Annotated in this window: 18 protein-coding genes; 10 read left to right on the top strand and 8 right to left on the bottom strand. The window is 36.3% G+C overall.

Annotated features, from left to right (window positions below):
• Window positions 1-69 precede the first annotated feature (69 nt).
• From EV200_RS13770 to EV200_RS13745, 6 genes are all read left to right on the top strand, one after another.
• Window positions 70-423: a four helix bundle protein gene (locus EV200_RS13770; protein ID WP_132533577.1), complete on the top strand. Its 354-nt coding sequence runs from the start codon at window positions 70-72 to the stop codon at window positions 421-423.
• A gap of 188 nt (window positions 424-611) precedes the next feature.
• Complete coding sequence (locus EV200_RS13765) at window positions 612-2,405, top strand: acyl-CoA dehydrogenase family protein (RefSeq protein ID WP_132533575.1); 1,794 nt, start codon at window positions 612-614, stop codon at window positions 2,403-2,405.
• A 163-nt stretch (window positions 2,406-2,568) separates the two neighbouring features.
• Window positions 2,569-3,015: an FKBP-type peptidyl-prolyl cis-trans isomerase gene (locus EV200_RS13760; RefSeq protein ID WP_132533573.1), complete on the top strand. Its 447-nt coding sequence runs from the start codon at window positions 2,569-2,571 to the stop codon at window positions 3,013-3,015.
• 84 nt (window positions 3,016-3,099) lie between these two features.
• Window positions 3,100-3,591: an FKBP-type peptidyl-prolyl cis-trans isomerase gene (locus tag EV200_RS13755; protein WP_229676836.1), complete on the top strand. Its 492-nt coding sequence runs from the start codon at window positions 3,100-3,102 to the stop codon at window positions 3,589-3,591.
• A complete protein-coding gene (locus EV200_RS13750; RefSeq protein WP_132533569.1) occupies window positions 3,592-4,458 on the top strand; it encodes an FKBP-type peptidyl-prolyl cis-trans isomerase in 867 nt (288 codons plus the stop codon).
• A 186-nt stretch (window positions 4,459-4,644) separates the two neighbouring features.
• A complete protein-coding gene (locus EV200_RS13745; protein WP_132533567.1) occupies window positions 4,645-5,658 on the top strand; it encodes a hypothetical protein in 1,014 nt (337 codons plus the stop codon).
• Here the strand turns inward: EV200_RS13745 and EV200_RS13740 are convergent.
• The 3 genes from EV200_RS13740 to EV200_RS13730 all read right to left on the bottom strand — a co-directional run bounded on the left by EV200_RS13740 (window position 5,655) and on the right by EV200_RS13730 (window position 9,664).
• Entirely contained in the window at window positions 5,655-6,953 is a 1,299-nt protein-coding gene (locus EV200_RS13740) for a cryptochrome/photolyase family protein (RefSeq protein WP_132533565.1), read from the bottom strand. The genes EV200_RS13745 and EV200_RS13740 overlap by 4 nt on opposite strands.
• 32 nt (window positions 6,954-6,985) lie before the next feature.
• On the bottom strand, window positions 6,986-7,894 hold the full coding sequence (locus tag EV200_RS13735; protein WP_132533563.1) for a TIGR01777 family oxidoreductase: 909 nt from the start codon (window positions 7,892-7,894) through the stop codon (window positions 6,986-6,988).
• A gap of 153 nt (window positions 7,895-8,047) precedes the next feature.
• Entirely contained in the window at window positions 8,048-9,664 is a 1,617-nt protein-coding gene (locus EV200_RS13730; protein WP_132533561.1) for a DUF4139 domain-containing protein, read from the bottom strand.
• Window positions 9,665-9,843: 179 nt separating this feature from the next.
• Between EV200_RS13730 and EV200_RS13725 the strand changes: the two genes are divergently transcribed.
• The 3 genes from EV200_RS13725 to odhB all read left to right on the top strand — a co-directional run bounded on the left by EV200_RS13725 (window position 9,844) and on the right by odhB (window position 15,553).
• Complete coding sequence (locus EV200_RS13725; RefSeq protein WP_132533559.1) at window positions 9,844-11,121, top strand: DASH family cryptochrome; 1,278 nt, start codon at window positions 9,844-9,846, stop codon at window positions 11,119-11,121.
• A 295-nt stretch (window positions 11,122-11,416) separates the two neighbouring features.
• Window positions 11,417-14,215, top strand: a complete 2,799-nt coding sequence (locus EV200_RS13720) for a 2-oxoglutarate dehydrogenase E1 component (protein WP_132533557.1) — start codon at window positions 11,417-11,419, stop codon at window positions 14,213-14,215.
• 105 nt (window positions 14,216-14,320) lie between these two features.
• The gene (gene odhB / locus EV200_RS13715) at window positions 14,321-15,553 is read left to right on the top strand and encodes a 2-oxoglutarate dehydrogenase complex dihydrolipoyllysine-residue succinyltransferase (RefSeq protein ID WP_132533555.1); all 1,233 of its coding nucleotides are present in this window, start codon (window positions 14,321-14,323) and stop codon (window positions 15,551-15,553) included.
• Between the two features lie 287 nt (window positions 15,554-15,840).
• Here the strand turns inward: odhB and EV200_RS13710 are convergent, their stop codons facing one another.
• The 4 genes from EV200_RS13710 to ileS all read right to left on the bottom strand — a co-directional run bounded on the left by EV200_RS13710 (window position 15,841) and on the right by ileS (window position 20,950).
• Complete coding sequence (locus EV200_RS13710; protein ID WP_132533553.1) at window positions 15,841-16,356, bottom strand: DUF4269 domain-containing protein; 516 nt, start codon at window positions 16,354-16,356, stop codon at window positions 15,841-15,843.
• Between the two features lie 176 nt (window positions 16,357-16,532).
• Entirely contained in the window at window positions 16,533-17,135 is a 603-nt protein-coding gene (locus EV200_RS13705) for a lipoprotein signal peptidase (RefSeq protein ID WP_132533551.1), read from the bottom strand.
• A complete protein-coding gene (locus tag EV200_RS13700) occupies window positions 17,135-17,518 on the bottom strand; it encodes a TraR/DksA family transcriptional regulator (protein ID WP_029286865.1) in 384 nt (127 codons plus the stop codon). Before EV200_RS13700 ends, EV200_RS13705 begins: the two co-directional genes overlap by 1 nt.
• A gap of 30 nt (window positions 17,519-17,548) precedes the next feature.
• Window positions 17,549-20,950: an isoleucine--tRNA ligase gene (ileS, locus tag EV200_RS13695; protein WP_132533549.1), complete on the bottom strand. Its 3,402-nt coding sequence runs from the start codon at window positions 20,948-20,950 to the stop codon at window positions 17,549-17,551.
• 248 nt (window positions 20,951-21,198) lie between these two features.
• On the opposite strand from ileS, the gene EV200_RS13690 reads away from it, so the two are divergent.
• Window positions 21,199-21,471: an isoleucyl-tRNA synthetase gene (locus EV200_RS13690; protein WP_132533547.1), complete on the top strand. Its 273-nt coding sequence runs from the start codon at window positions 21,199-21,201 to the stop codon at window positions 21,469-21,471.
• Window positions 21,472-21,618: 147 nt separating this feature from the next.
• On the opposite strand, the gene EV200_RS13685 is transcribed toward EV200_RS13690, so the two are convergent.
• Window positions 21,619-24,006 carry an efflux RND transporter permease subunit gene (locus EV200_RS13685; RefSeq protein ID WP_244313004.1) on the bottom strand — a complete coding sequence of 796 codons (2,388 nt, stop codon included), beginning with the start codon at window positions 24,004-24,006 and terminating at the stop codon, window positions 21,619-21,621.
• Window positions 24,007-24,084: the final 78 nt, after the last annotated feature.

Raw genomic sequence — 24,084 nt, 5'->3', positions numbered from 1 at the left:
GATAGGAAATAATCATCCCTAAAAGAATTCCATCCCAAATATTTACTCTAATCTTAATATGATTAAAACATGCACAATTTTAAAGATTTAAAGGTCTGGCAAAAATCGATTGAACTTGCAGTTGAAGTTTATAAAGCGACTTCACTTTTACCAAATGATGAAAAGTATGGTTTGATATCACAAATGAAGAGGTGCTCCGTTTCGGTTTCTTCGAATATTGCCGAAGGTTCGGGGAGAGGAAGTAGTGCTCAATTTAAATATTTCTTGAATATAAGCCAAGGTTCAGCTTTTGAATTAGAAACACAGCTAATTATTTCAAATCGATTAGAATTACTTGATGATAATTTATCGACAAGTTTGATTGAAAAAACAACTGAGATACAAAAAATGATTTATGCATTAGATAAGAGTATTAAAATATGAAGAAAGTATCAAGATTCCAGTTTTGAACCAGTCTTGATACCTGATACTCGCTAATAGATATTTGGTTACATCCGGTTTTCGAGCCCAGTCTTGATGCTTAATACTCGTTACTAAACAATAAAACTTAGTGATGTCCGGTTTTCGAGCCCAGTCTTGATACTTGATACTCGCTACTAGATACTAAAACAATGGAAACAGCAGAAAAAAAAACAATTAAAGGTGGTGAATTCTTAATTAAGGAAACCATTTACCAGGATGTATTTATCCCTGAAGAATTTGATGAAGAGCAGCAGATGATTGCGCAAACTTGTCGTGATTTTCTGGAAGCTGAAGTTTACCCTAACTTAGATAAAATTGATAAGCAGGAAGATCCTGAATTAATGCCAACCCTTTTAACTAAAGCTGGTGAGTTGGGAATTTTAGGTGTTTCTGTTCCAGAAGAATATGGCGGTTTTGGTAAAAACTTTAATACTTCGATGTTGGTTGCTGATGTTGTGGGCGCAGGTCACTCTTTTGCTGTGGCACTTTCTGCGCATACCGGAATCGGCACTTTGCCAATCCTCTATTATGGTAATGAAGAGCAAAAAGCTAAATACATTCCAAAGTTAGGTTCTGGTGAATGGAAAGCGGCTTATTGCCTAACTGAACCAAATTCAGGTTCGGATGCAAACTCTGGAAAAACCAAGGCAAAGTTGAGTGAAGATGGTAAACATTACATTATCAACGGACAAAAAATGTGGATCACGAATGGTGGTTTTGCAGATATTTTCATTGTTTTTGCCAAAATAGATGATGATAAAAATTTAACTGCCTTTATTGTAGAGAAAGATTTTGGTGGTATCACCATGAACCCTGAAGAGCATAAAATGGGAATCAAGGGTTCATCAACCCGTCAGGTTTTCTTTAATGATTGTCCTGTGCCTGTAGAGAATATGCTGAGCGATCGGGAAAATGGTTTTAAAATCGCAGTAAACATTTTAAATATCGGACGAATTAAATTATCTGCAGCAGCAATTGGTGCTTCTAAAGCAACACTAAATACAGCCATTAATTATTCGAATGAACGCAGTCAGTTTGGTCGCCCGATTTCAAAATACGGTGCCATTCGTTTCAAAATTGCAGAGATTGCATCAAAACTATATGCTGTTGATGCGGCAAATTACAGGGCTGGACAGAATATCGATGATACTTATGACCAACTGGTTGCTGGTGGAATGGAATCTGGTAAAGCCAGGTTAAAATCTGTAGAGCAGTTTGCGGTTGAATGTGCGATTTTAAAAGTCTGGGGTTCCGAAGCGCTGGATTATACAGTGGATGAAGGTGTTCAGATTTATGGTGGTATGGGCTTTAGTGCCGATGCACCGATGGACAGGGCCTATCGTGATGCCCGGATCAATAGAATTTTTGAGGGAACGAATGAAATCAATCGATTGTTAACAGTTGATATGATGTTGAAACGTGCCATGAAAGGGGAACTCGATTTGATGGGGCCGGCAACAGCAGTGGCAGCCGAATTAATGAGCATCCCTGATTTTGGAGAAGAAGACACTACGTTATTTGCTGCGGAGAAAAAGGTATTGGCTAACCTTAAAAAAGCAACTTTAATGGTTGCTGGTGCCGCCGTGCAAAAACTCATGATGACATTAAGCAAAGAGCAGGAAATCCTGATGAATATTGCTGATATGGCAGGTTATGTTTATGTGCTGGAATCTGCTTTACTAAGAACAGAAAAGTTGGTGGCGACAAAAGGTGAGGAGGCTACAGCAGGTCAGTTAGATTTACTCAGAATTTATATGGTTGAAGCGGTGGATGGGATAGCCAAAGCTGGTAAAGAAGCGCTTTGGGCTTTTGCAGAAGGTGATGAGCAACGTATGATGTTAGTGGGTTTACGCAGATTTACTAAATTAGAGCCTTTTAACGTAAAAGATGCACGCCAAAGAGTGGCACAACAGTTAGTTGAAGCAAATAAATATATTTTTTAGCTTTTTAGCAATTAGCATTTAAAGGTTTGGCGTATGGGATGGATATATCCTGTGCGCTAAACCTTTTTTTTGTTTTAATTTAAAGAGCTTTATGAGTTATACTTTTTGTAATCAATCAATCCTGAAATAGGTAGAGTTATGCATTTAAACCCTATTTTTACGGATGCTTAAATTTAAACAACTCACTATTTTATTTTTTCTGGCTTTGGCGCTAAATTCCTGTAAGAAGGATGAAGATTCAGATAAGCAAATTACCAATTTTATTGAGAAGAATAATATCCCAGCCACTAAAGATGCTTCTGGATTATATTATCAAATCATCAAACCAGGAAGTGGAACCTTTACTTATCCCGCAAATACAAGTATCACGATCAAATACGAAGGCAGATTGCTGGATGGTAGTGTGTTTGACAATGGTGGTGGTAAAGAACAAACTTTTGTGCTTTCACAATTAATTCAAGGCTGGAGAATCGGCATTCCGAAAATTCAGAAAGGTGGCGAGATCAGGTTAATTATTCCTCCAGGTCTTGGTTATGGAAGCAGTGCCACCGGTCCGATTCCGGGGAATTCTGTATTGGATTTTACGATTCAACTATCAGATGCTAAATAACTTTAGTACGCTGACTGGATTTTATCTGGAATGTTAAAATTGGTTAAAAATTGGCGCAACCGTATTAAAAGCTTATTTTTGCCAATGATGCTAAAGTTCAGATATATTGTAATGTTGGTTTGCCTTACGGGTTGCTTTGCTGCTTGTAATAAAAACGAGGCGTTCGAAACTTATGATCCTGCACCACAGTTTACCATAGATACTACTGCTATCAGGGCTTTTATAAATGCCAATAACATTCAGGCTGTTAAAGATCAATCTGGCGTTTTTTACCAGATTATTGAGCCAGGAACAGGAAGTATCAGCTATACTAACAATACCAGAATTACAGCTGATTACGAAGGTAGACTACTTAACGGAACTATTTTTGACAGCTCAAAAGGAAATCCAATTACATTTACATTAGGCGGGATCATTGCCGGATGGCAAATTGGAATTCCGAAAATTCAAAAGGGAGGGAAAATCAGGTTAATTATACCTTCCTATTATGGCTATGGAAATACGGCACAAGGTACCAGTATTCCTGCCAATTCTATACTAGATTTTAATATCACACTTACAGAAGTTTCAAATTAGATGAACAAATTTACCAAACTTGGCCTTTGCTTAGGTTTATTGGCTACAGTACTTTTCAGCGCTTGCGAAAAAGAATATGATTCAATCGAAACGGTTGATGATGCCGCAATTCAGACTTTTATCAAAGCAAGCAATGTCAAATATACTAAAGATGCAACGGGCTATTACTATAATATAAGTGCACAAGGTTCTGGTGCCGCCGTAAAAAATTCAGATTCTGTATATTATTCATATAGTTTTAGAACTTTATCAGGAACTGTTTTTTATCAATCTACCGATCTAATGATTCCTAGTAATTTTTTAGGTTATACGGACAGATTTACTTTCAACCAGACACAATATTTGTTAACTCCAATTAGAGAGGTGCTTACAAAATTAAATAGAGGTGGGAAAGCAACTTTAATCATGCCTTCTAATCTTGCTTTTGGTAAAAATGGCATTAGCAGCTTAAATATTGAATCAAATGCAAACATCCTTGTTGATTTAGGTATTTACTCACAATCCAAAAGACATGAAATTGACGAATTAGAAATTAATAAATTTATTTCAAATAATAATTTAACTGTAATTAAAGATGAATCAAGAGCTCGTTACAGTATTATAACTCCAGGAACTGGAACTGATGCTATAAATTTAAACTCTACAATAGTAGTAAACTATGTAGTTAGGTATTTGGATGGTACCGAAATAGCACAATCATCAAGTCAAATAACTAGCTCTTTATTTGAATTATATAAAGGTTGGCAATTAATTTTACCAGGCAAAGTAACTGCTGGAGGAAAACTTCGTTTAATTATTCCCGCTGATTTAGGAAATGGAACAACGCCTTTAGATTTCGATATTGAAATTGTAAGCGTTACTAATTAAATAGTATCTCTTTTTAAATACTTCACATTCTTTTAGTTCTAATAATTATGCTCAACTAGTAAGTTTGGTATTTTTTTTAAATATTAAATTAATGTTTTGGTGCTTTTTGACAAAGATTAAATAATTTCTTATTACTAAATATTTAGTTGTATGTTTGCTATGTAAGGTAAAGTTTACAAATAAAATATGAGAAACAATAAAAAATTAAAGTGTATAGTATTACTTTCTATATGCGTATTATCTATTTATTCCTGTAAAAAGGATGCTGTCGTGGAAAGTGTAAATGAGAATAAATCATTGTCCAATGCTATTAGCATTGAGAATGGCTATTTGAAATTTAGAGATCAAAAAGCTTTTGATTCTTTAGAAAATATTATAATTAATTATTCGCCTCATCAATTAGATGCTTGGGAAAAAACACTAGTAGGATTTAGTTCTTACCGAAGTACTTATCTAAAAGCACAAAATGAATATGCTAATGTAAATAGCTCCGAATCGTTTAATTCGTTTAAAAAGAAGTATTCTGATTTAATCTCGATCAGACCTGATAGCTCATTAACTTATAAGTTCGGAACTCCATTTTCGGCGATTATAACTAATAATTCTGGTGAATTAAAAATAGGAGATCAATTTAGAAAATATACAAACGAGAGCAGTTTAATACTTTATACAGGTGCTCATAAAAATCTATCTGAACTAAAAAATTCAACAGATATAAAAGTTTTACCAATTAAAAAACTTCTTATGTCAGTTCGAAACGCTCAATCATTGGCACCGCCTCAAGGTAATTCAGCATTTGGCAATGGAATGGTATCGCAGTATTTATTTTATAGTGGAGATAATAAGAGACGTTTATATGTTGAATTATGGGTTGAAAATACTCCGCCACCAAACTTAGTAGAATTTGGTTCATGTCGTTTATATTTTGTAGTTCTTCAAGAGCTCAAAAAAACATTTGGAGGATGGCGATCCAATGAAACTGATTATTATTCAAATGGAGTTAATTTGAAATTTACTAGTACACATAATTTATCAATACCTAATTCTTATAGTTTTAATGGAAGCTTTAATGCCATTCAAGGAGTTACGGGGCCAATTATTTATAATATGCCATCTTTTCCAGGGTACTGTAGCTCTGTTACAGGAACTGGTCGGTTTACAACTGGCGGTGTTCCTGATGCTCCAGGTTTTGGTTACTAACTTAACGCCTCTTTAAAAACTTTTAAAACCCTTTCCCTTGCAAATTTATGCTCAACTATTGGTTGGGCATATTTTTTTGTCCCAAACTCTGGTACCCACTTTTTAATGTATTCGAATTTAGGATCAAATCTTTTGGTCTGTAACTCAGGATTAAAGACTCTGAAATAAGGTGCAGCATCATTACCTGATCCAGCCGCCCACTGCCATCCACCCACGTTGCTTGCCATCTCATAATCCAGCAACTTATTGGCGAAATAAGCTTCACCCCATCGCCAATCGATTAAGAGGTGCTTTGATAAAAAACTTGCAGTAACCATGCGTACACGGTTATGCATCCAGCCGATTTCATTAAGTTGTCTCATTCCAGCATCAACAATCGGATATCCCGTATTTCCTTCGCACCAGGCTTTAAATTCCTTTTCATCATTGCGCCATTTAATTTTATCGTATTGTTTTTTAAAAGAATCAGAGGCTGAATAAGGAAAATGCCATAAAATCATCATGTAAAATTCCCGCCAGGCCAGTTCTGAAAGCCATACATTAGAATTAGCGGCAATGGCATCTTTAGCTAACTTACGAATACTGATGGTTCCAAAACGCAGATGTAAACCGATTCGAGTAGTACCTTCTACAGCCGGAAAATCGCGTTCCTTTGCATAATCATCAAGTTTACTTTTATATTCGATTTTTGGAAATTGCAATCTACTTACTTCAAAACCCATTTCCTTCAGGCTGGGCAATGGCAGGTGTTTGATGTCTAATAAATTTTTAAAATGTTTTTTAGTTGGGTAAGCTTTCGTGGAAAAGTCATTCAGTTTGGCGTGCCACTGTTTATAATATGGTGTGAAAACGGTATAAGGTGTTTGATCAGCCTTTAAAATCTCTCCTTTCTCAAAAATAACCTGATCCTTAAAAGTCTTAAATTCAATATTTTCACTCCTTAAAAACTCTGCCATGTTATCATCCCGCTCGCGGGCATATGGTTCATAATCATGATTGGTATATACTTCAGCAACATCATATTCTTTTAACACCTCAGGCCATACCGTTTCAGGCTTGCCATATTTCACCAATAAATCAGATCCATTTTTATGAAGTGTCTTTTTTAAATCTTCAATAGTCTGGTAAATAAATGTTATCCTGGCATCGTCCTTTGCGAGTTTATCTAAAATATTCTGATCAAAAATAAAAATCGGTAAAATCGGATTTTTACCTCGTAAAGCATGATATAAAGCGGCATTATCTTCCAGACGTAAATCACGACGGAACCAAAAGATACTAATTGTTTTCTTCATTTATTATGATTTATGATATTGCTTTTGCCAGACTATTTATGCAGGTATAAATTCGCCAGTGCATCATCAAGATGGGTAAATTTAAACTTAAAACCAGCATCTAGTATTTTTTGTGCAGAGGTATTATTGCTCATCATTACGGCTTCAGTTCTCTCGCCCATTAACAATTCAATTCCTTTTCTCGGGACTTTAATTGGCCAAAAAGGGCGATGTAAATGTTTGGCAATCGCTTTGGTTAATCCTTCATTAGTGACTGGAAATGGCGCACAGGCGTTATAGCTATTTTCCATATTGAAGTTTTCTAACGCATAGATATACATCGCTACCATATCATCAATATGAAGCCACGGTGTCCATTGCTTGCCAGTTCCTAAAGCAGCACCGGCAAATAAACGCACAGGTTGATCCAATTGAGGTAAAGCGCCACCTTTTGTACTTAAAACAATTCCGGTACGGAGCTTTACAATGCGTAGACTTAATTTTTTACCTTGATCAATAGCATCTTCCCATAACTTACAACATTCTGCTAAAAAGCCATAGCCGTTTTGACTTTCCTCTGTTAAAATCTCATCGCCGCAATCGCCATAGTAGCCGACCGCTGAAGCAGAAATGAAAGATTTTATCTGATGTTCGGGTTTAAGTTTTATGGCTTTAAAAAGTAATTCTGTAGATTTTACCCTACTGTCGATAATTTGCTTTTTACGTTCTTCAGTCCATTTTTTTTCGGCTACTGGTTCTCCTGCCAAATGGATTATCGCATCAACACCATTTAAACAGTTCGCATCAATTTCTCCTTTGTAAACATCCCAGAGATAATTATTTGGATCATTATTATCTTTACGGGACAGTGTATTGACCTCATAACCTTGATTTAACAACTGTTTTTTGAGTTCAGTTCCAACAAGTCCGGTAGCGCCTGTAATCAGAATCTTTTTTGCCATGGTTTTAAAACACAAAACATGCAAAAGGGTTTTCTTAAAGACTAAAGACTAAAGACTAAAGACTAAAGACTAAAGACTAAAGACTAAGCATAATAGTATCTGATGAATATCAATGCATTGCTTGTATTCATCAGATATTATTGGTTATTTTTTTTACAAACCAGAAATAACTTTGTTTTTTGGAGCCTTTATCGCATAACTCAACTTAATGGTTTTGGTTTCGTTAGGTGCAATTTTTAACTGCCAGGATAGCATTCCTGTTTCCTTATTAACTTCGGCGCCGGAACTGTCTAATAATTCAATTTCTATATCACTTTCAGTTGATAAGGGATATTGATCTTTTAGTGATAAATCAATTGCTTCTTTTTTGGTATTTCTAATTTTGATCAGGTAAGTAAACAGCTGTTTTTTGTTGGCACCGATAAATTTAGTGCTGCTAAAATCTTCCTGTTTCTCTTTCGAAATAATGATTTTCTTATCCTTACCCATACTCAGACTTAACGTGTCCTGAATATTGGCCGGGTTGATGTATGATTTGCCTGTATATGTCCCCTCAAAGATAATGTTGGCATTTCCTGCTTGAAGGTTTAACTTTTCCCAATTAATCACATCAGCTAATAAATAGGCATCAGTGCTTAATTTTGGTGCGGCATAATATTTATATTTCGCTGGTACTTCATATTCTTTAAAAGAAACGGTGTGTGGTTTGTTGTCGCTATTTACATCGTAAGGAATGTCAATATCAAAAGTTACACCCAATTGAGTTTCGTTAACGGAAGTATAATTGTTAACGGTAGAAGGTGCAGGCATTGCTTGTTTTTGGAGGCTATTTGTTCCCCTAAGAACGATTGTTTCATTTAGTTTTTGATCAGCAACTTCAAGGCCTGCTACTCTACCCATCAAAGCTTTTTGCATTTGAGCATAGGTAGAAACAAACCATGGATTTAAGGTTGGTGCCGTAATATTGTAATTCGGATTTCCGGTTGATAAAGAAAGCTTCACTTTTTTCCAGTCTAAACCAGTATTTTGTGTAATGGCCGCTTTGTAAACTATTTCAAGCGGCTTGGAGGTACTGGTGGATTTGATGTCGTAACTGGCTAACCAGCTTGCATTCGGTGTAATATATGATAGATTGTAATTGGCATCTATATTGGTTTTTGCCATTAATTGTAAAACCAATTGACCAAGTTGCTGATTAGGATGATCTCTTAGCTCTGCAATTTGTTGCTGTAAAGCATTCAGTTTCTGAGTTTGTTTATCTTCAATAATGCTGAGTGCGGCTATCGCATTTCTTACTTCGGCATTTTTAGTACGATAATATTCAGTCAGTTTCATTAATTCCGTCACATTGGTGCCCGAAGTGGTTCCGCCAGATTTTCTATTTTCATCTAATAAGGCCAGTGTTTGTTCTTCAATAGTTTTTGAGTTTTTGGTTTTAATTAAATCGGCTGAAATTAATTTAACACTATCACCTAGTTTTTTAATTTCAGGATTTGCGGCATCAGTATTCAGGAAATCGCGGTTAAACTGAACGGATAAAATGGTTACACCTGAAGAAACGCCTACCTGAATAGAGTTTTCGTTCACCCGACCAGAGATGTTATTTATTACGATTTCGGATGTTCCTGCTGGAAGATTAACCCTTCCTGAGTGTGTAAGTTGTGCACCGTTATTGTAAACAGTTACACTTTCTAAATTTGCTTTGGTTTTAATTTGTTGCTGGGCAAAAACACTTAATGGAAATAACAGTGTGATTAGAATTCGTTTCATTCTTCTGGTTTTTTGGGTGTGTTGGATTCAATATTTAGATTTAAGATGAATGATTTGCCAACATTCCATAACATCGATTCATATTGTTTACTGTGTGTAAAGAATTTTGCTTGTTTTTGATGCCAAAGAAAAATAAGATAAATTTGTGTTCACCCCAATAATTTCATTTCCGATAAAATATGTCCAAAAAAATTTTAGTATGGTTTAGAAATGATCTTCGTTTGCATGATAATGAATTGCTTGTGGAGGCGATCGCTAAGTCAGATTCAATTTTACCCGTTTATATTTTAGATCCCCGCCAGTTTGGAGTGACAAAGTATGGGACATTAAAAACTGGGAGCATCAGGGCACATTTTTTATTAGAAAGTGTACTCGGACTCAGAGCTGCGCTAAAGCAGATTGGAGGGAATTTATTAATTGCAACTGGTAGCCCGGAAGAAATTATTCCACAGTTGATTCAAGAATATGAAATTACTGAAGTATATCATCACCGGGAGGTAGCTAGAGAAGAAACACATGTATCTACACTGGTAGAAAATGCCCTTTGGAAGTTACGCATCAACCTTAAACATTTTATTGGTCATACCTTATACAATAAAGAAGATTTACCTTTTCCTATTAAAGATATACCTGATGCTTTTAATCAGTTTAAGAAAAAAATCGAACGTGATTCCATTATAAAACCTTGCTTTCCTTCACCAGATCGAATTAATGTTGCTGAGGTAATTGATTGGGGAACACTACCTACTTTGGAAGAGCTGGGCTTGCTTCACCAGCAAAAAGATCAAAGATCCGATTTCGAGTTTGAAGGAGGTGAAGCCGAAGGACTGGTGCATTTACAAAAGGTTATTGTGGCTATGCAACAAGCTGCAACATCTAAAAATCTCATTCTGGTTTCTAAACTTTCTGCCTGGCTGGCGATGGGTTGCCTGTCTCCACGTAAAGTATATTGGGAGATTAAGAAAATTGAAGGCATGCCAAATACAAAGGCCATGTTTAATCATATTTTATTAGGCTTGCTTTGGCGGGATTATTTCCGGTTTATGTTCAAAAAATATGGCAATACCTTTTTTAATCCAAATGGTTTTGGAAGTCAGGGGTTGGTAGACATCGAAAATGAGCAGGAAAATTTCAATAAATGGAGAACTGGTCAGACTGGGTTTGCTGTTGTTGATGCTGTAATGACTGAGTTGAATCAGACCGGATTCATATCTAATATTGCCAGGCAAACCACCGCGCTTTATCTTGTTAATAATCTTGAGGTAAGCTGGGTATTCGGAGCTGCCTATTTTGAAGAGAAACTTATCGATTATAATCCAGCTAGTAATTGGGGTAACTGGGCCAATATCGCAGGAGTAGGTAATGATCAAAAGTCAAAAGGCGTAATTGATATGGATAAGAATATTAAGAACTTAGATCCCAAAGGAAATTATGCATTAACCTGGGCTTCGGAATGATTAAATTAAAGAATTATTGAGTTAGTGAATTATTGAATGGGATTCGGATCGTGCCATGTATCATTCACTCAATCTCTACTTCAGTTTCTTATTCTTTCATTCTCTCTTTCAATTATAAATACTGGCCTGGGTTTTGCTTTAACTTATAAGCAATAAAAATCTGATTTTATGCAGCCATAATTTTGCTAAATGTCAGAATGTTTCTAAATAATTTTTTTGTGCAATTAATCCAGTTTTTTGCCAATTATATAAGGTAAAATTCTACTTTTGTAATGCTTATAGTAAACAGTTAATAATGGATAGTTTATCTTATCTCAACGGCGCTAACGCCGAATATGTAGATTCTTTATATCAGTCATATCAGCAAGATCCTGAATCAGTTGAGTTTGGTTGGCAAAAGTTTTTTGAAGGTTTCGATTTCGGAAGAAATTCCGAGACCTCTGCAGTAAATGTAGAAACACCTGAACAGTTTTTAAAAGAGGTTAGTGTTTTAAACCTGATTGACGGTTATAGAAGTCGCGGTCATTTATTTACACATACCAATCCTGTTCGCGAAAGACGCAAACATTTACCGACTTTAGATCTTTCAAACTTTGGCCTTTCTGATGCCGATTTGGAAACAGTTTTTAACTCAGGTGTTGAAATTGGTATTGGCGCAGCAAAGTTGAAAGATATTGTTGCTTTTCTAAAACAAACTTACACCAGTTCAATTGGTGCTGAATATAAATTTTTACGTACACCGGATGTGTTGAACTGGATTCAACAAAAGATGGAAAGTGCCCGTAATACGCCAAGCTTCTCAATTGATGAGAAGAAACGTATTCTAAAAAAATTAAATGAAGCGGTAAGTTTTGAAAACTTTCTGGGAACCAAATTTTTGGGACAGAAACGTTTCTCTTTAGAAGGCGCAGAGGCTTTAATTCCTGCATTGGATTCGGTAATCGAAAAAGGTGCAGATTTAGGAATTGAAGAATTTGTAATTGGTATGGCGCATCGTGGTCGTTTAAACGTACTGGCGAATATCATGCAGAAAACCTATAAGGACATATTTGCTGAGTTTGAAGGTAAGAGTTATAATCCTGATACCCCATTTGGAGGCGACGTAAAATATCACTTAGGTTACTCTACAGATGTGACTACGGTTACCGGAAAAAGTGTTCACTTAAGTCTTTGCCCAAATCCATCACACTTAGAAACAGTTGATGGCGTGGTAGAGGGAATGAGCCGTTCGAAGATTGATTTTAAATATGGTGGAGACAATAGCCGTTTAGCACCTATTTTAATTCATGGCGACGCTTCTGTTGCTGGACAGGGAATTGTATATGAAGTGATTCAGATGGCAGGTCTAGAAGGTTATAAAACTGGTGGAACTATTCACCTTGTGATTAATAATCAGATCGGCTTTACTACCAATTATAAAGATGCACGTACAAGTACCTACTGTACAGATATTGCTAAGGTGACCTTATCACCAGTTTTCCATGTGAATGGAGATGATCCTGAAGCATTGGTTTACGCCATTAATTTGGCAATGGAATATCGCCAGAAATATAAAAATGATGTTTTTATTGATATTTTGTGTTACCGTCGTTTCGGTCATAATGAGTCTGATGAACCTAAATTTACTCAGCCATTATTGTACAAAACCATCGAAAAACACCCTAATCCAAGGGAAATATATATCGATCAGTTAACTAAAGAAGGTAAACTGGAAGCTGGCCTGGCAAAAGAAATGGAAAAAGATTTCCGTGGAATTTTACAGGAGCGCTTAAATGAAGCTAAAGAATTTGTAGCAAGTAAAGATGAAGTTAAATTTGGTGGTGCCTGGGCAGATTTGCGGATGGCGACACCTAAAGATTTTGAAACCTCTCCTGTTACGGCTGTAAAAAAATCTACGTTATTAGAAATTGGTAAGCGCATTACCACTTTACCATCGGATAAGAAGTTCTTCAAAAAAATTGAAAAACTTTTTGCAGAGCGTACAAAAATGGTTAACGAAACCAACGTTTTCGACTGGGCAATGGGCGAGCAACTGGCTTATGGTACTTTGTTATCAGAAGGTAAACGCATCCGTTTAAGCGGTCAGGATGTAGAACGTGGTACTTTTTCTCACCGTCATGCGGTTTTAACTTTAGAAGATAGCGAGGAAGAATACGTACCATTAGCAAATATTTCAGATCAGCAGGCACCATTTGATATTTACAATTCTCACTTATCAGAATATGGCGTTTTAGGTTTCGAATATGGTTATGCCATGGCAAATCCTAATGCTTTAACCATTTGGGAAGCACAATTCGGCGATTTCTTTAACGGAGCACAAATTGTTGTCGATCAATATATAGCGAGTGCTGAAACCAAATGGCAACGCGAAAATGGTTTGGTAATGTTATTGCCACATGGTTATGAAGGTCAGGGGCCTGAGCATTCATCAGCACGTATTGAGCGTTTTATGGAGCTTTGTGCTGATTACAACATGCAAGTGGTAAACTGTACTACTCCAGCTAACTTTTTCCATGTGTTACGCCGTCAGTTTAAACGTGATTTCCGTAAACCTTTGGTGGTTTTCTCTCCAAAAAGTTTATTGCGTCATCCATCTTGTGTATCCAAATTAGAAGAGTTTACCGATGGTGGCTTTAAAGAGGTTATTGATGACATAAACGTAAATGTTGATGAGGTTAGCCGCATTGTTTTCTGTAGTGGTAAAATTTATTACGAATTATTAGAAAAACAACAGGCAGATCAGGTAAAACACGTTGCTGTAGTTCGTGTTGAGCAATTATATCCAACGCCAGTTGATCAAATGGAAGCCATCAAGGCAAAATATAAAAATGCAAACGAAATTTTCTGGGTACAGGAAGAACCAGAAAACATGGGTGCATGGCCATATTTGTTCCGCAAATTGTATAAAACAGGCTTAAAAGGTATAGATGTGATTTCGAGAAAAGAAAGCAGCAGTACCGCTACAGGTTTTGCTAAACAACATGCTAAGCAACAAACCTATATTTTAGCGAAAGCATTAGAAGTTTCTGTTAAAGAAGAAGAAGTTAAAGATGAAACTAAAAAAGCCAGTAAGAAATTAGCTGAGGCAGATTAATTTTAAAGCAAAGATTCGAAAGTAGAAGGTTTAGGATTTAAAGTCTAGAACATTCCAGCTTTTGAATCTTAAACATATAACAACAAAAATTACAATTTTAAAAATATGAGTTTAGAGATCAAAGTTCCACCAGTTGGTGAGTCGATAACAGAAGTTGTTTTATCACGTTGGATAAAGAACGATGGTGATGTTGTTGAGATGGACGAAGTTATTGCTGAATTAGAATCAGACAAAGCTACTTTCGAATTAACCGCAGAACAAGCTGGAACTTTAAAAACCATAGCCGCTGAAGGTGATACATTAGCCATAGGCGCAGTAGTTTGTAATATTGAAGATGGTGGTGCTGCTGCAAGTCCTAAGTCAGAAGCTGAAAGTCCTAAGCCTGATGCACCTGCACCGGATGAAGCGCCAAAGACTCAAGAATCAGCAGTAGTAACTAAAGACTCTTATGCTACGGGTACGCCTTCTCCTGCTGCAGGGAAAATTCTTGCAGAAAAAGGAATTGACTCAGGTGCTGTAAAGGGTACAGGTGTTGATGGACGCATTACTAAAGAAGATGCAGTAAAAGCAGAAACCGTTAAAAAAGCTGAAGCGCCTAAAGCTGCTGCTCCTGCTCCGGTTGCTTCTCCAGCTGGTGCACGTGCTGAACGTCGCGAGAAAATGTCTCCACTTCGCAGAACCGTTGCAAAACGTTTAGTAGCCGTTAAGAATGAAACCGCAATGTTAACCACATTTAATGAGGTGAACATGAAACCAATTATGGATTTACGCGGAAAATATAAAGATCAGTTTAAAGAAAAGTTCGGTGTAGGTTTAGGCTTTATGAGCTTTTTTACTAAAGCCGTTACAGTTGCATTAAAAGAATTTCCTGCTGTAAATGGCCGTATTGAAGGTGAGGAATTGATTTACAATGATTTTGCAGATATTTCAATTGCTGTTTCTGCACCAAAAGGCTTAGTTGTTCCGGTTATCCGTAATGCTGAAAGTATGTCGCTTGCAGAAATTGAGAAATCAGTTTTAACATTGGCATTGAAAGCACGTGATAGTAAATTAACAATCGAAGAAATGACAGGTGGAACTTTCACGATCACAAACGGTGGTGTATTTGGTTCAATGATGTCAACTCCTATTATTAATGCACCACAATCTGCTATTTTAGGTATGCATAATATTGTTGAGCGTCCAATTGCTGAAAAAGGTGAGGTGGTTATTCGTCCAATGATGTATGTTGCATTGTCTTATGACCATAGAATTATCGATGGACGTGAGTCTGTAGGTTTCCTGGTTCGTGTAAAACAACTATTGGAAGATCCAGCCAGATTATTATTAGGTGTATAAACCCTAAATCCCTATAAAGAGCTTGATATATAAGAAGCCTTCGGTTGAAAAATCGAAGGCTTTTTTGTTGAGGCACCCGGGTATTGAATACGCCAACTATGAACGGTTGTCTTTGCGAGGAGACACGACAAAGCAATCTTAATTCGACCCCCGCTTTATTCGTTTATTCATGGCGAGACGTTACAACCAGATTTTTTTAATGTTCGTATTCTAAATAACTACGACAGGTCGTCTTTGCGAGGAGACACGACAAAGTAATCTCTATAATAGGATCGCTTAAAATCTTTTTACCATAAGTTTAAAAGTACTTCATAAGCATTTCCAGTTAGACCCAGTAGCTTTGCAAAAGCTGGTTCCGTTTTGTATCCCTGCATTTTTAAGTCAATAATTTTTAGCCTGAAGTCTTCGCCATTTTCTAGTAGTAATTGATGTTCAATCACCATGTGGCGATAGGCATTTTGTTCTGTAGTAGGAATGTTTTGACCAAAGATTTCAATTTCAAAATCTTCTATGCAGAAATTTGCCTTAACAGCATCAAAAGTTTGATTTTCTGAAATTGTAAAGCCTTTCTCATGGTGAAAATAATTTAACAAGGAATACTTAAATTTTTCTTTATCCTGAACATAACAAATGATATCCAAATCACTACTTTCTATATCAATGTTGATTGGGATGGTTCCCACTAAAATTGGTGTAAACTCCGCCAGCTTCTCTAGTACACTATTTCTGGTTAAAACCTGATAAGCGGTTTGTTGCTTTGGATTTCCTAATTTTAAGTAGGACAGATTGAAGAAATTTATCATTAATCGACATGGTTAGGAATTTAAAGTTGATAACTTTCTTTTCTATTGTGCTATTAAAGTTATCAACTTTTTTAAACCTAAATTAATAAAACAAAAAAGCCCATTTCAGTAAAGAAACGGACCTGTAATTATTTAAAGCTATTACTGTCTAACTATAGGTTTCAATTGTAATTCGCTTAATCTTCTACAATTTCACTATTAATGCTCACCTCATCCTTAACATCTTCTTTAAAGTAGTTTTTTTGGAAAGTAAGGATTAGTATTACACCGAGAGAGATTGCGGCATCAGCAAGGTTAAAAACAGGTCTGAAGAAAACAAACTCATCTCCTCCCCAAATCGGAATCCAGCTCGGGAAGTGTCCTTCAGCAATTGGAAAATAAAGCATGTCTACCACGCGGCCATGGAACCAGGTTTCGTAGCCATAAATCTTTCCATAAAAAACCGAATCTATGATATTTCCTAAAGCACCTGCAAAAATCAGCGCAACATTTAAGATTAAACCACGGTGGTATTTATGTTTGATTAAATAATGAAGGCCGTATCCAATACCAGCAACGGCAGCAATGCGAAACAATGATAAAGCAAGCTTACCAAATTCTCCACCAAACTCCATACCGAAGGCCATACCATTATTTTCAGTAAAATGGATAATGAACCACTTACCAATAATATTAAACTCCTGGCCCAGGTACATATTGGTTTTAATCCAGGTTTTGAGCAACTGGTCAGCAAGTAAAACCAAAAAGATAACAAGTAAAGGTTTTGTATAGCCTTTCATTAACTCTGTTTTAATTTTGCTTCCATACTTAAAGTGGCATGAGGAACTGCACGTAAACGTTCTTTTTGAATTAATTTACCTGTTTCTCGGCAAATGCCATAAGTTTTGTTTTCGATTCGAACCAATGCATTCTCTAAGTTATCAATAAACTTTTTCTGACGTGCAGCTAACTGATTGATTTGTTCTTTCTCCATTGTTGCAGAACCATCTTCCAATGTTTTATAAGCTCCAGAAGTATCTTCAGTGCCATTTGCATTCGGGTTGCTCAATGATGAGGTTAATGCATTTAGTTCTTCTTTAGAACTGCGTAATTTATCTTGAATTAATTCTTTAAATTCCTGAAGCTCACTGTCTGAGTAGCGCGTTTTGTTGCTGTTTTCCATGTTTTTAATTTAGTTTTCTAATATATGGATTTATATTTTAGTTACTGAAATGCTTAATTCAACATCATCAATGGTGATTTTGTTTGCGTCTAAACCAGTATCTGTTAATTCAAATTCATCGGCTAAAATTTCAGCGCAAATGTAGGCCTTGTTTTTAGCAACTGCTGTAGCCACGAGGTTATCATTTTGTAAAGCTACTTTAATCCGATCTGTTACTTCAAAGTTTAATTCTTTACGTAAATTCTGGATTCTATTGACCAGTTCGCGTGAAAGTCCTTCTTGTTTCAATTCCTCGGAAATCGTTACATCTAGAGCCACCGTTAAGTTGCCCAGATTAGTCACTTGCCATCCCGGTATATCTTCTGCAAAAACTTCTACATCATCGTTTAAATCGATCGCATGTTGAATATTATCACTGCCGAAAACATTCAGATAACCATCAACTTCCAGGCGTTGGATATCATCCTGAGTCATGTTTTCCAAAGCCTCCTTTACAATGCTCATGTCCTTGCCTACTTTTTTACCTAACGATTTAAAGTTTGGCTTTAACTTTTTCTTCACAATGCCGTGCGTATCGGTAATAAATTCGATGTGCTTAACATTGGTTTCCGAAAGGATATAATCAGCAACTTTTGATATTTTACGCTCGAAATCTCCATTTAAAGATGGGATTAAGATTTTTTCTAATGGCTGACGAACATTGATGCTTGATTTTTTACGCAATGATAAAACCATCGAAGAAATATCCTGGGCGTAAACCATGCGTTCATTTAAATCATAATCAATTAAGCTTTGGTCTGCTTCATTCCATAAAGTTAAATGAACGGATTGTTCCGCATATGCATCTGTAACGGTAAGGTTTCTGTACAACCAGTCTGCAAAGAATGGGGCTACTGGGCTCATTAATTGCGACAAAGTTTCTAAACAGGTGTAAAGCGTTTCATAGGCAGCACGTTTATCATCTGTCATTTCACCCTTCCAAAAACGGCGGCGACTTAACCTGATGTACCAGTTGCTTAAATGTTCATCTACGAAAGTTTGGATTGCTCTTGATGCTTTTGTAGGCTCATAAGTATTATAAGCCTCATCTACTTCGTTGATTAAGTTTTGCAATAGTGATAAAATCCAACGGTCTAACTCTGTTCTATCAGCAACTTTGCTTAAATTATTTTTATCGATTTCAAATTTATCGATGTTGGCATACAAAGCAAAAAAGGCATAAGTGTTATATAGTGTTCCGAAGAATTTACGGCGCACTTCATCCAATCCTTCCAGGCTAAATTTCAGGTTATCCCAAGGGGATGCATTGCTGATCATGTACCAGCGTGTCGCATCAGCACTGTAGGTTTCAATGGTGCTGAAAGGATCAACTGCATTGCCTAATCGCTTAGACATTTTGTTGCCATTTTTATCCAGTACCAATCCATTTGAAACCACATTTTTAAAAGCAACACCAGGATTACCCGTTTTAGTATTTACTTCCTTAATCTCATCACTGGCTTCACTCAACATTACAGCAAGTGCATGTAAAGTAAAGAACCAACCTCTGGTTTGGTCAACACCTTCTGCAATGAAATCGGCAGCATAAGCATTTGCAAATTCTTCTTTATTTTCAAAAGGGAAATGCCATTGTGCATAAGGCATGGCGCCGCTATCAAACCAAACGTCGATCAGGTCAGTTTCACGAGTCATTTTTTCGCCTTTTGATGAAATTAAAATCACGTCATCAACATATGGGCGGTGCATATCTTTTAATTCAAAACCTGCGGGCATAAAACCAGCTTCTATAGATTTTGCAATTTCGGTGTTTAATTCTGCTATTGAGCCGATACATTTCTCTTCTAAACCATCGGCAGTGCGCCAGATGGGTAGGGGAGTTCCCCAATAACGGGAGCGGGATAAATTCCAGTCAACTAAATTCTCTAACCAGTTGCCAAAACGACCTGTTCCGGTTGATTCTGGTTTCCAGTTGATGGTTTTATTCAGTTCCACCATTTTATCTTTTACAGCGGTGGTTTTAATGAACCAGCTATCTAAAGGATAATATAATACCGGTTTATCAGTTCTCCAACAGTGTGGATAAGTGTGGACGTATTTTTCTACCTTAAAAGCTTTGTTTTCTTCTTTTAACTGGATAGCCAACTCTACATCGACAGATTTATCTGGTGCCTCGCCATCTTTATAGTATTCGTTTTTAACGTATTTACCGCCATAATTACCACCTAAAGAAGCGATAAACTTTCCTTGTAAATCCACTAAAGGGACAGCATTTCCTTTTTCATCCAATACCAGCATTGGTGGTACTTCAGGGGTAGCCAGTTTCGCTACTCGTGCATCATCAGCACCAAAAGTTGGTGCGGTGTGAACGATACCTGTACCATCTTCGGTGGTTACAAAATCTCCTGATATTACCCTGAAAGCATTTTCAGCATTTTGATAAGGCAATGCATAAGGCAATAATTGCTCATATTTAATGCCTACTAAATCTGCACCAGCAAATTCTCCTAGAATGGTATAAGGGATTTTTTTGTCATCAGCTTTGAAGTTATTGAAATCTTCACCGTTTTCTGATAAAAAGTATTTTCCGGCAAATTGTTTCCCTACCAGGGCTTTAGCCAATACTACCTGAATTGGTTCAAATGTATATTGATTGAACGATTTAACCAATACATAGTCGATTTTTGGTCCTACGGTTAATGCCGTATTACTGGGTAATGTCCATGGAGTAGTTGTCCATGCTAAAAAGTGAACCGTACCAAATGCACTTAATGCTTCAGGTAAAGTTTCATTAATTGCTTTAAACTGGGCTACAATTGTGGTATCGCTCACATCTTTATACGTACCTGGTTGGTTCAACTCATGCGAGCTTAAACCTGTACCAGCAGCTGGCGAGTAGGGCTGAACGGTATACCCTTTGTATAAATATCCTTTGTTATAAAGTTGCTTTAAGATCCACCAAAGGGTTTCAATATAATCGTTTTCGTAAGTGATATAAGGATTTTCAAGATCAACCCAATAGCCCATTTTTTCAGTCAGGTCGTTCCAAACATCGGTATATCTCATCACTTCGGTACGGCAAGCTGCATTGTATTCATCAACACTTATTTTCTTACCGATGTCTTCTTTGGTGATTCCTAATTTTTTCTCCACAGCAAGTTCAATTGGTAAACCATGGGTATCCCAGCCACCTTTACGTTTAACTTGATAGCCTTTTAAGGTTTTATAGCGACAAAAAATATCCTTGATTGCACGCGCCATCACGTGGTGAATCCCCGGCATGCCATTGGCCGACGGCGGACCTTCGTAAAAGGTAAACGGATTAGATTTCGGACGGGAAGAAATGCTCTTCTCAAAGATGTTTTCCTTTTTCCAGAAATCCAGTATTTCCTGTCCTATTTTGGCCAGTTCCAATTGTTTAAATTCGCTATACATCAATCAAGTACCTCAAAAAATTAAGGATGCAAAGTTAAAGTTTTTCACTCAAATTCGGTAGTTTTGATGTAAATACTTTAAAGTGAATTGGTTTAATCGCAATGATTACCGCTATGATTGTCTTGCTTATGGTTACACAGGCAGCAACAAATAAATTAATGATTTATGGTTTTTATTTTTGCCAGCTTTAGAACTATTAGGAATTATTTGCGTTTTATTTCATATTATTAATCTAAAAATATGTCCCGATGATTAAACTATTAAAACTACAGAAAGCTGTTCTAGTACTTATTGCTGGCGTGATCTTTTATATTCTTTATCTCGTTTTAGATGCTTCTGATGTTAATGGTGCGAGATATCTGCAAATGATTGCGGGTATTTTAGTCATGATTGGCGCATTATGGATGTTATATCCCATCCTTTTTGCTAAAAAAGATCGGGATGGGAATGCAGAGATTTTAACTGATCCTAATGTTGAGGTTCCAGTAGATGAGGAGGAAGAAAAGCCGGCTACAGAATAAAGAAAATCTGCGAGGTTTATTGTAATTCTTTTCTTCCTATTGGTTGGTGTCTCACCAACCAATGTACTATAATCAGTGTTTTGGTAGGTTGATACCAACCGAAAAGAAGATTAAATCCTGCGCTATCTTATTATAAAATAAATAATTCTAATGATCAAATTCAGCAGCATTTTTTGCCGATTCATCATCAGAAATAAATTTTCTAATTTTCTTTTTATCCAGCCATAAAACCAAAGCAGGCAATAGCGTAAGGTTGAAAATCAGCGCAACAAACAAGGTAATAGAAAGTAATAAGCCTAAAATTACGGTTCCTCCAAAAGTTGATGCAGTGAAAATTCCAAAACCAAAAAACAAGATTAGGGCAATGTGCGTCATGCTCACCCCGGTTTCCGTGATGGTGTCTTTAATCACCTTAGGAACGGAGAAATTAGTCAGGATAATTTCCTGCTGATAACGGGTGAGGAAATAGATGGTCTGATCTGAGGCCAGTCCAAATGCGATGGTAAAAATTAGAATTGTTGATGGTTTTAAAGAAATGTTAAAATAACCCATAATTCCTGCAGTAATAATTAAAGGAACAATGTTTGGAAGCAAAGAAATAAACATAATACCTAAGCTCTTAAATTGCGCAAGACGTAAAAGTGAAATTAAGATAATTGCTAAGCCAATGCTTTCAAATAAGTGTTTGAGCATATAATCCGTTCCCTTAGAAAAGATTACGCTTGAGCCGGTAAGCTCTACATCAAATTTATCAGGTGGTAAAATGCTATCAATACGAGGTTTTAATTCAGCCATAATTGCATCAAGGCGTTTAGAACCTACATCAGCCATTTGGAAACTGATTCTCGTACTCTGATTGCCTTTGCTGATGAAATTGGTTAGTAGATTTGAGTTTCCTTTTCCACCATTTGCGATATAAGCCAGAATGAAGTTTTTCTCCATATTATCTGGTAATCGGAAAAAGGTTGAATCATTGTTGTAAAAAGCCTGAGTCGCATATTTTAAACCCATATTAACTGAAATAGATCGGGAGAATTCCGGATAGGCGGCAATCATTCTTTCCATTTTCTCCATCCTTTTCAGGTTGGTTAAATTAAATACGCCATTCTTTTTCTTCGTATCAACACTAACTTCTAAGGGCAAAATTCCTTCAAAATTTTTCTCGAAAAACTTTAAATCAGTTAAGATTTCAGAATTTTTAGGCAAATCATCAACCACATAACCATTTACATTTATTTTCAATACCCCAATGATTGCGATAATAGAAATTAAAATGGTAGCCAGGTAAATCAAGCTGCTTCTTTGTTGTACCAGATGATCTGTTTTAATTAATAATTTGTGTAGAAAGCCCTCTTCAACATGTGTCTGTGCTTTTAATTTTGGTGCTGGCAGGTAGCTGAAAATAATCGGAATTAAACATAGGCACATTAACCAGGTAATCATCACATTAATGGATGCTACGCTTCCAAATTGCATCAACAATTCGCTTCCTGTAAAATATAACACGCCAAAACCAATCGCAGCCGTAATATTAGCGATGAGGGTAGTCACTGCAATTCTTTCAATGGTGATATTTAACGCCCTCTGTTTGTCTCCATCCTTTCGTATTTCATTCTGGTATTTATTTAACAGTAAAATACTATTCGGAATGCCAATAATCACGATGAGTGGTGGAATCAAGCCTGTTAAAATGGTGAGCTCGAATCCAAATAAAACCAATGTTCCGATACTCCAGATAACGCCCATAATTACCACCAGAATGGGGAAGAAAACCGCATAAAACCTTTTAAAAAAGAATAATAGAATCGCTACTGAAACCAGAATAGATAAACCCAGAAAAAGCACAAACTCATTACTTACTAATTTGCTTACGGCAGTTCGGATATATGGCAAACCTGAAATATGAACATGGATGTTGGTTTTTTTCTGAAATGCCTTTGCTTTTTCTTCAATTTGTTTTAAAATCGGATTTCTCGCAGACGTGTTTAATATTTTAGTATCAAAGGTAATCGCCATTAGCGTGGCGTTTTGTTTATTGTAAACAAGGCCTTCAAAAAACGGTGTATTGTAGAGGGTGCTTTTGATGGAATCCATTTCTGCATCAGTAGCAACCAACCCACCTGGAATTGCTTTTAAGGTAAACTTTTGATTTACAGTATCCTTTTCCAACTGAAAAATCCGACCAGATGATAGAACCTGTTTTATACCCTTTAATTTTTGAATATCGCTAGAAAGTTGAACCCATTGGTTATAGATTTCCTTCTTAAAAATATCAGGAGATTGAATTCCGACAACCATTACACTGCCATCTTCACCAAAAGTTTTTTTAAATGCGTTGTATTTTACAAATGCGCTATCGGTAACCGGTAAAATTTTACTTCCCGTATAAGAGAGTTTTACATTCTTGGCCTGGTAAGCCATGAAGATGGTGCCTAATACAAAAAAAACAATGATTGCAATTCGATTCTGAAGAATAAACCTTGATAGCTTCACCCACATTGTGTTGTCTGGTTTAAATTTTAATGATAACGACAAAACTAATCTTATTTACAAATCGTAATCACTTTTGGTACAATTAAATTTGCACAAATAACATACTTTTGAAAAAATGAT

It is taken from the genome of Pedobacter psychrotolerans (assembly GCF_004340665.1).
GTDB classification, from domain to species: Bacteria; Bacteroidota; Bacteroidia; order Sphingobacteriales; family Sphingobacteriaceae; genus Pedobacter; species Pedobacter psychrotolerans.
The sequence above is the reverse complement of the archived record's forward strand: the minus strand, read 5'-3'. Positions and strand labels throughout refer to the sequence as shown.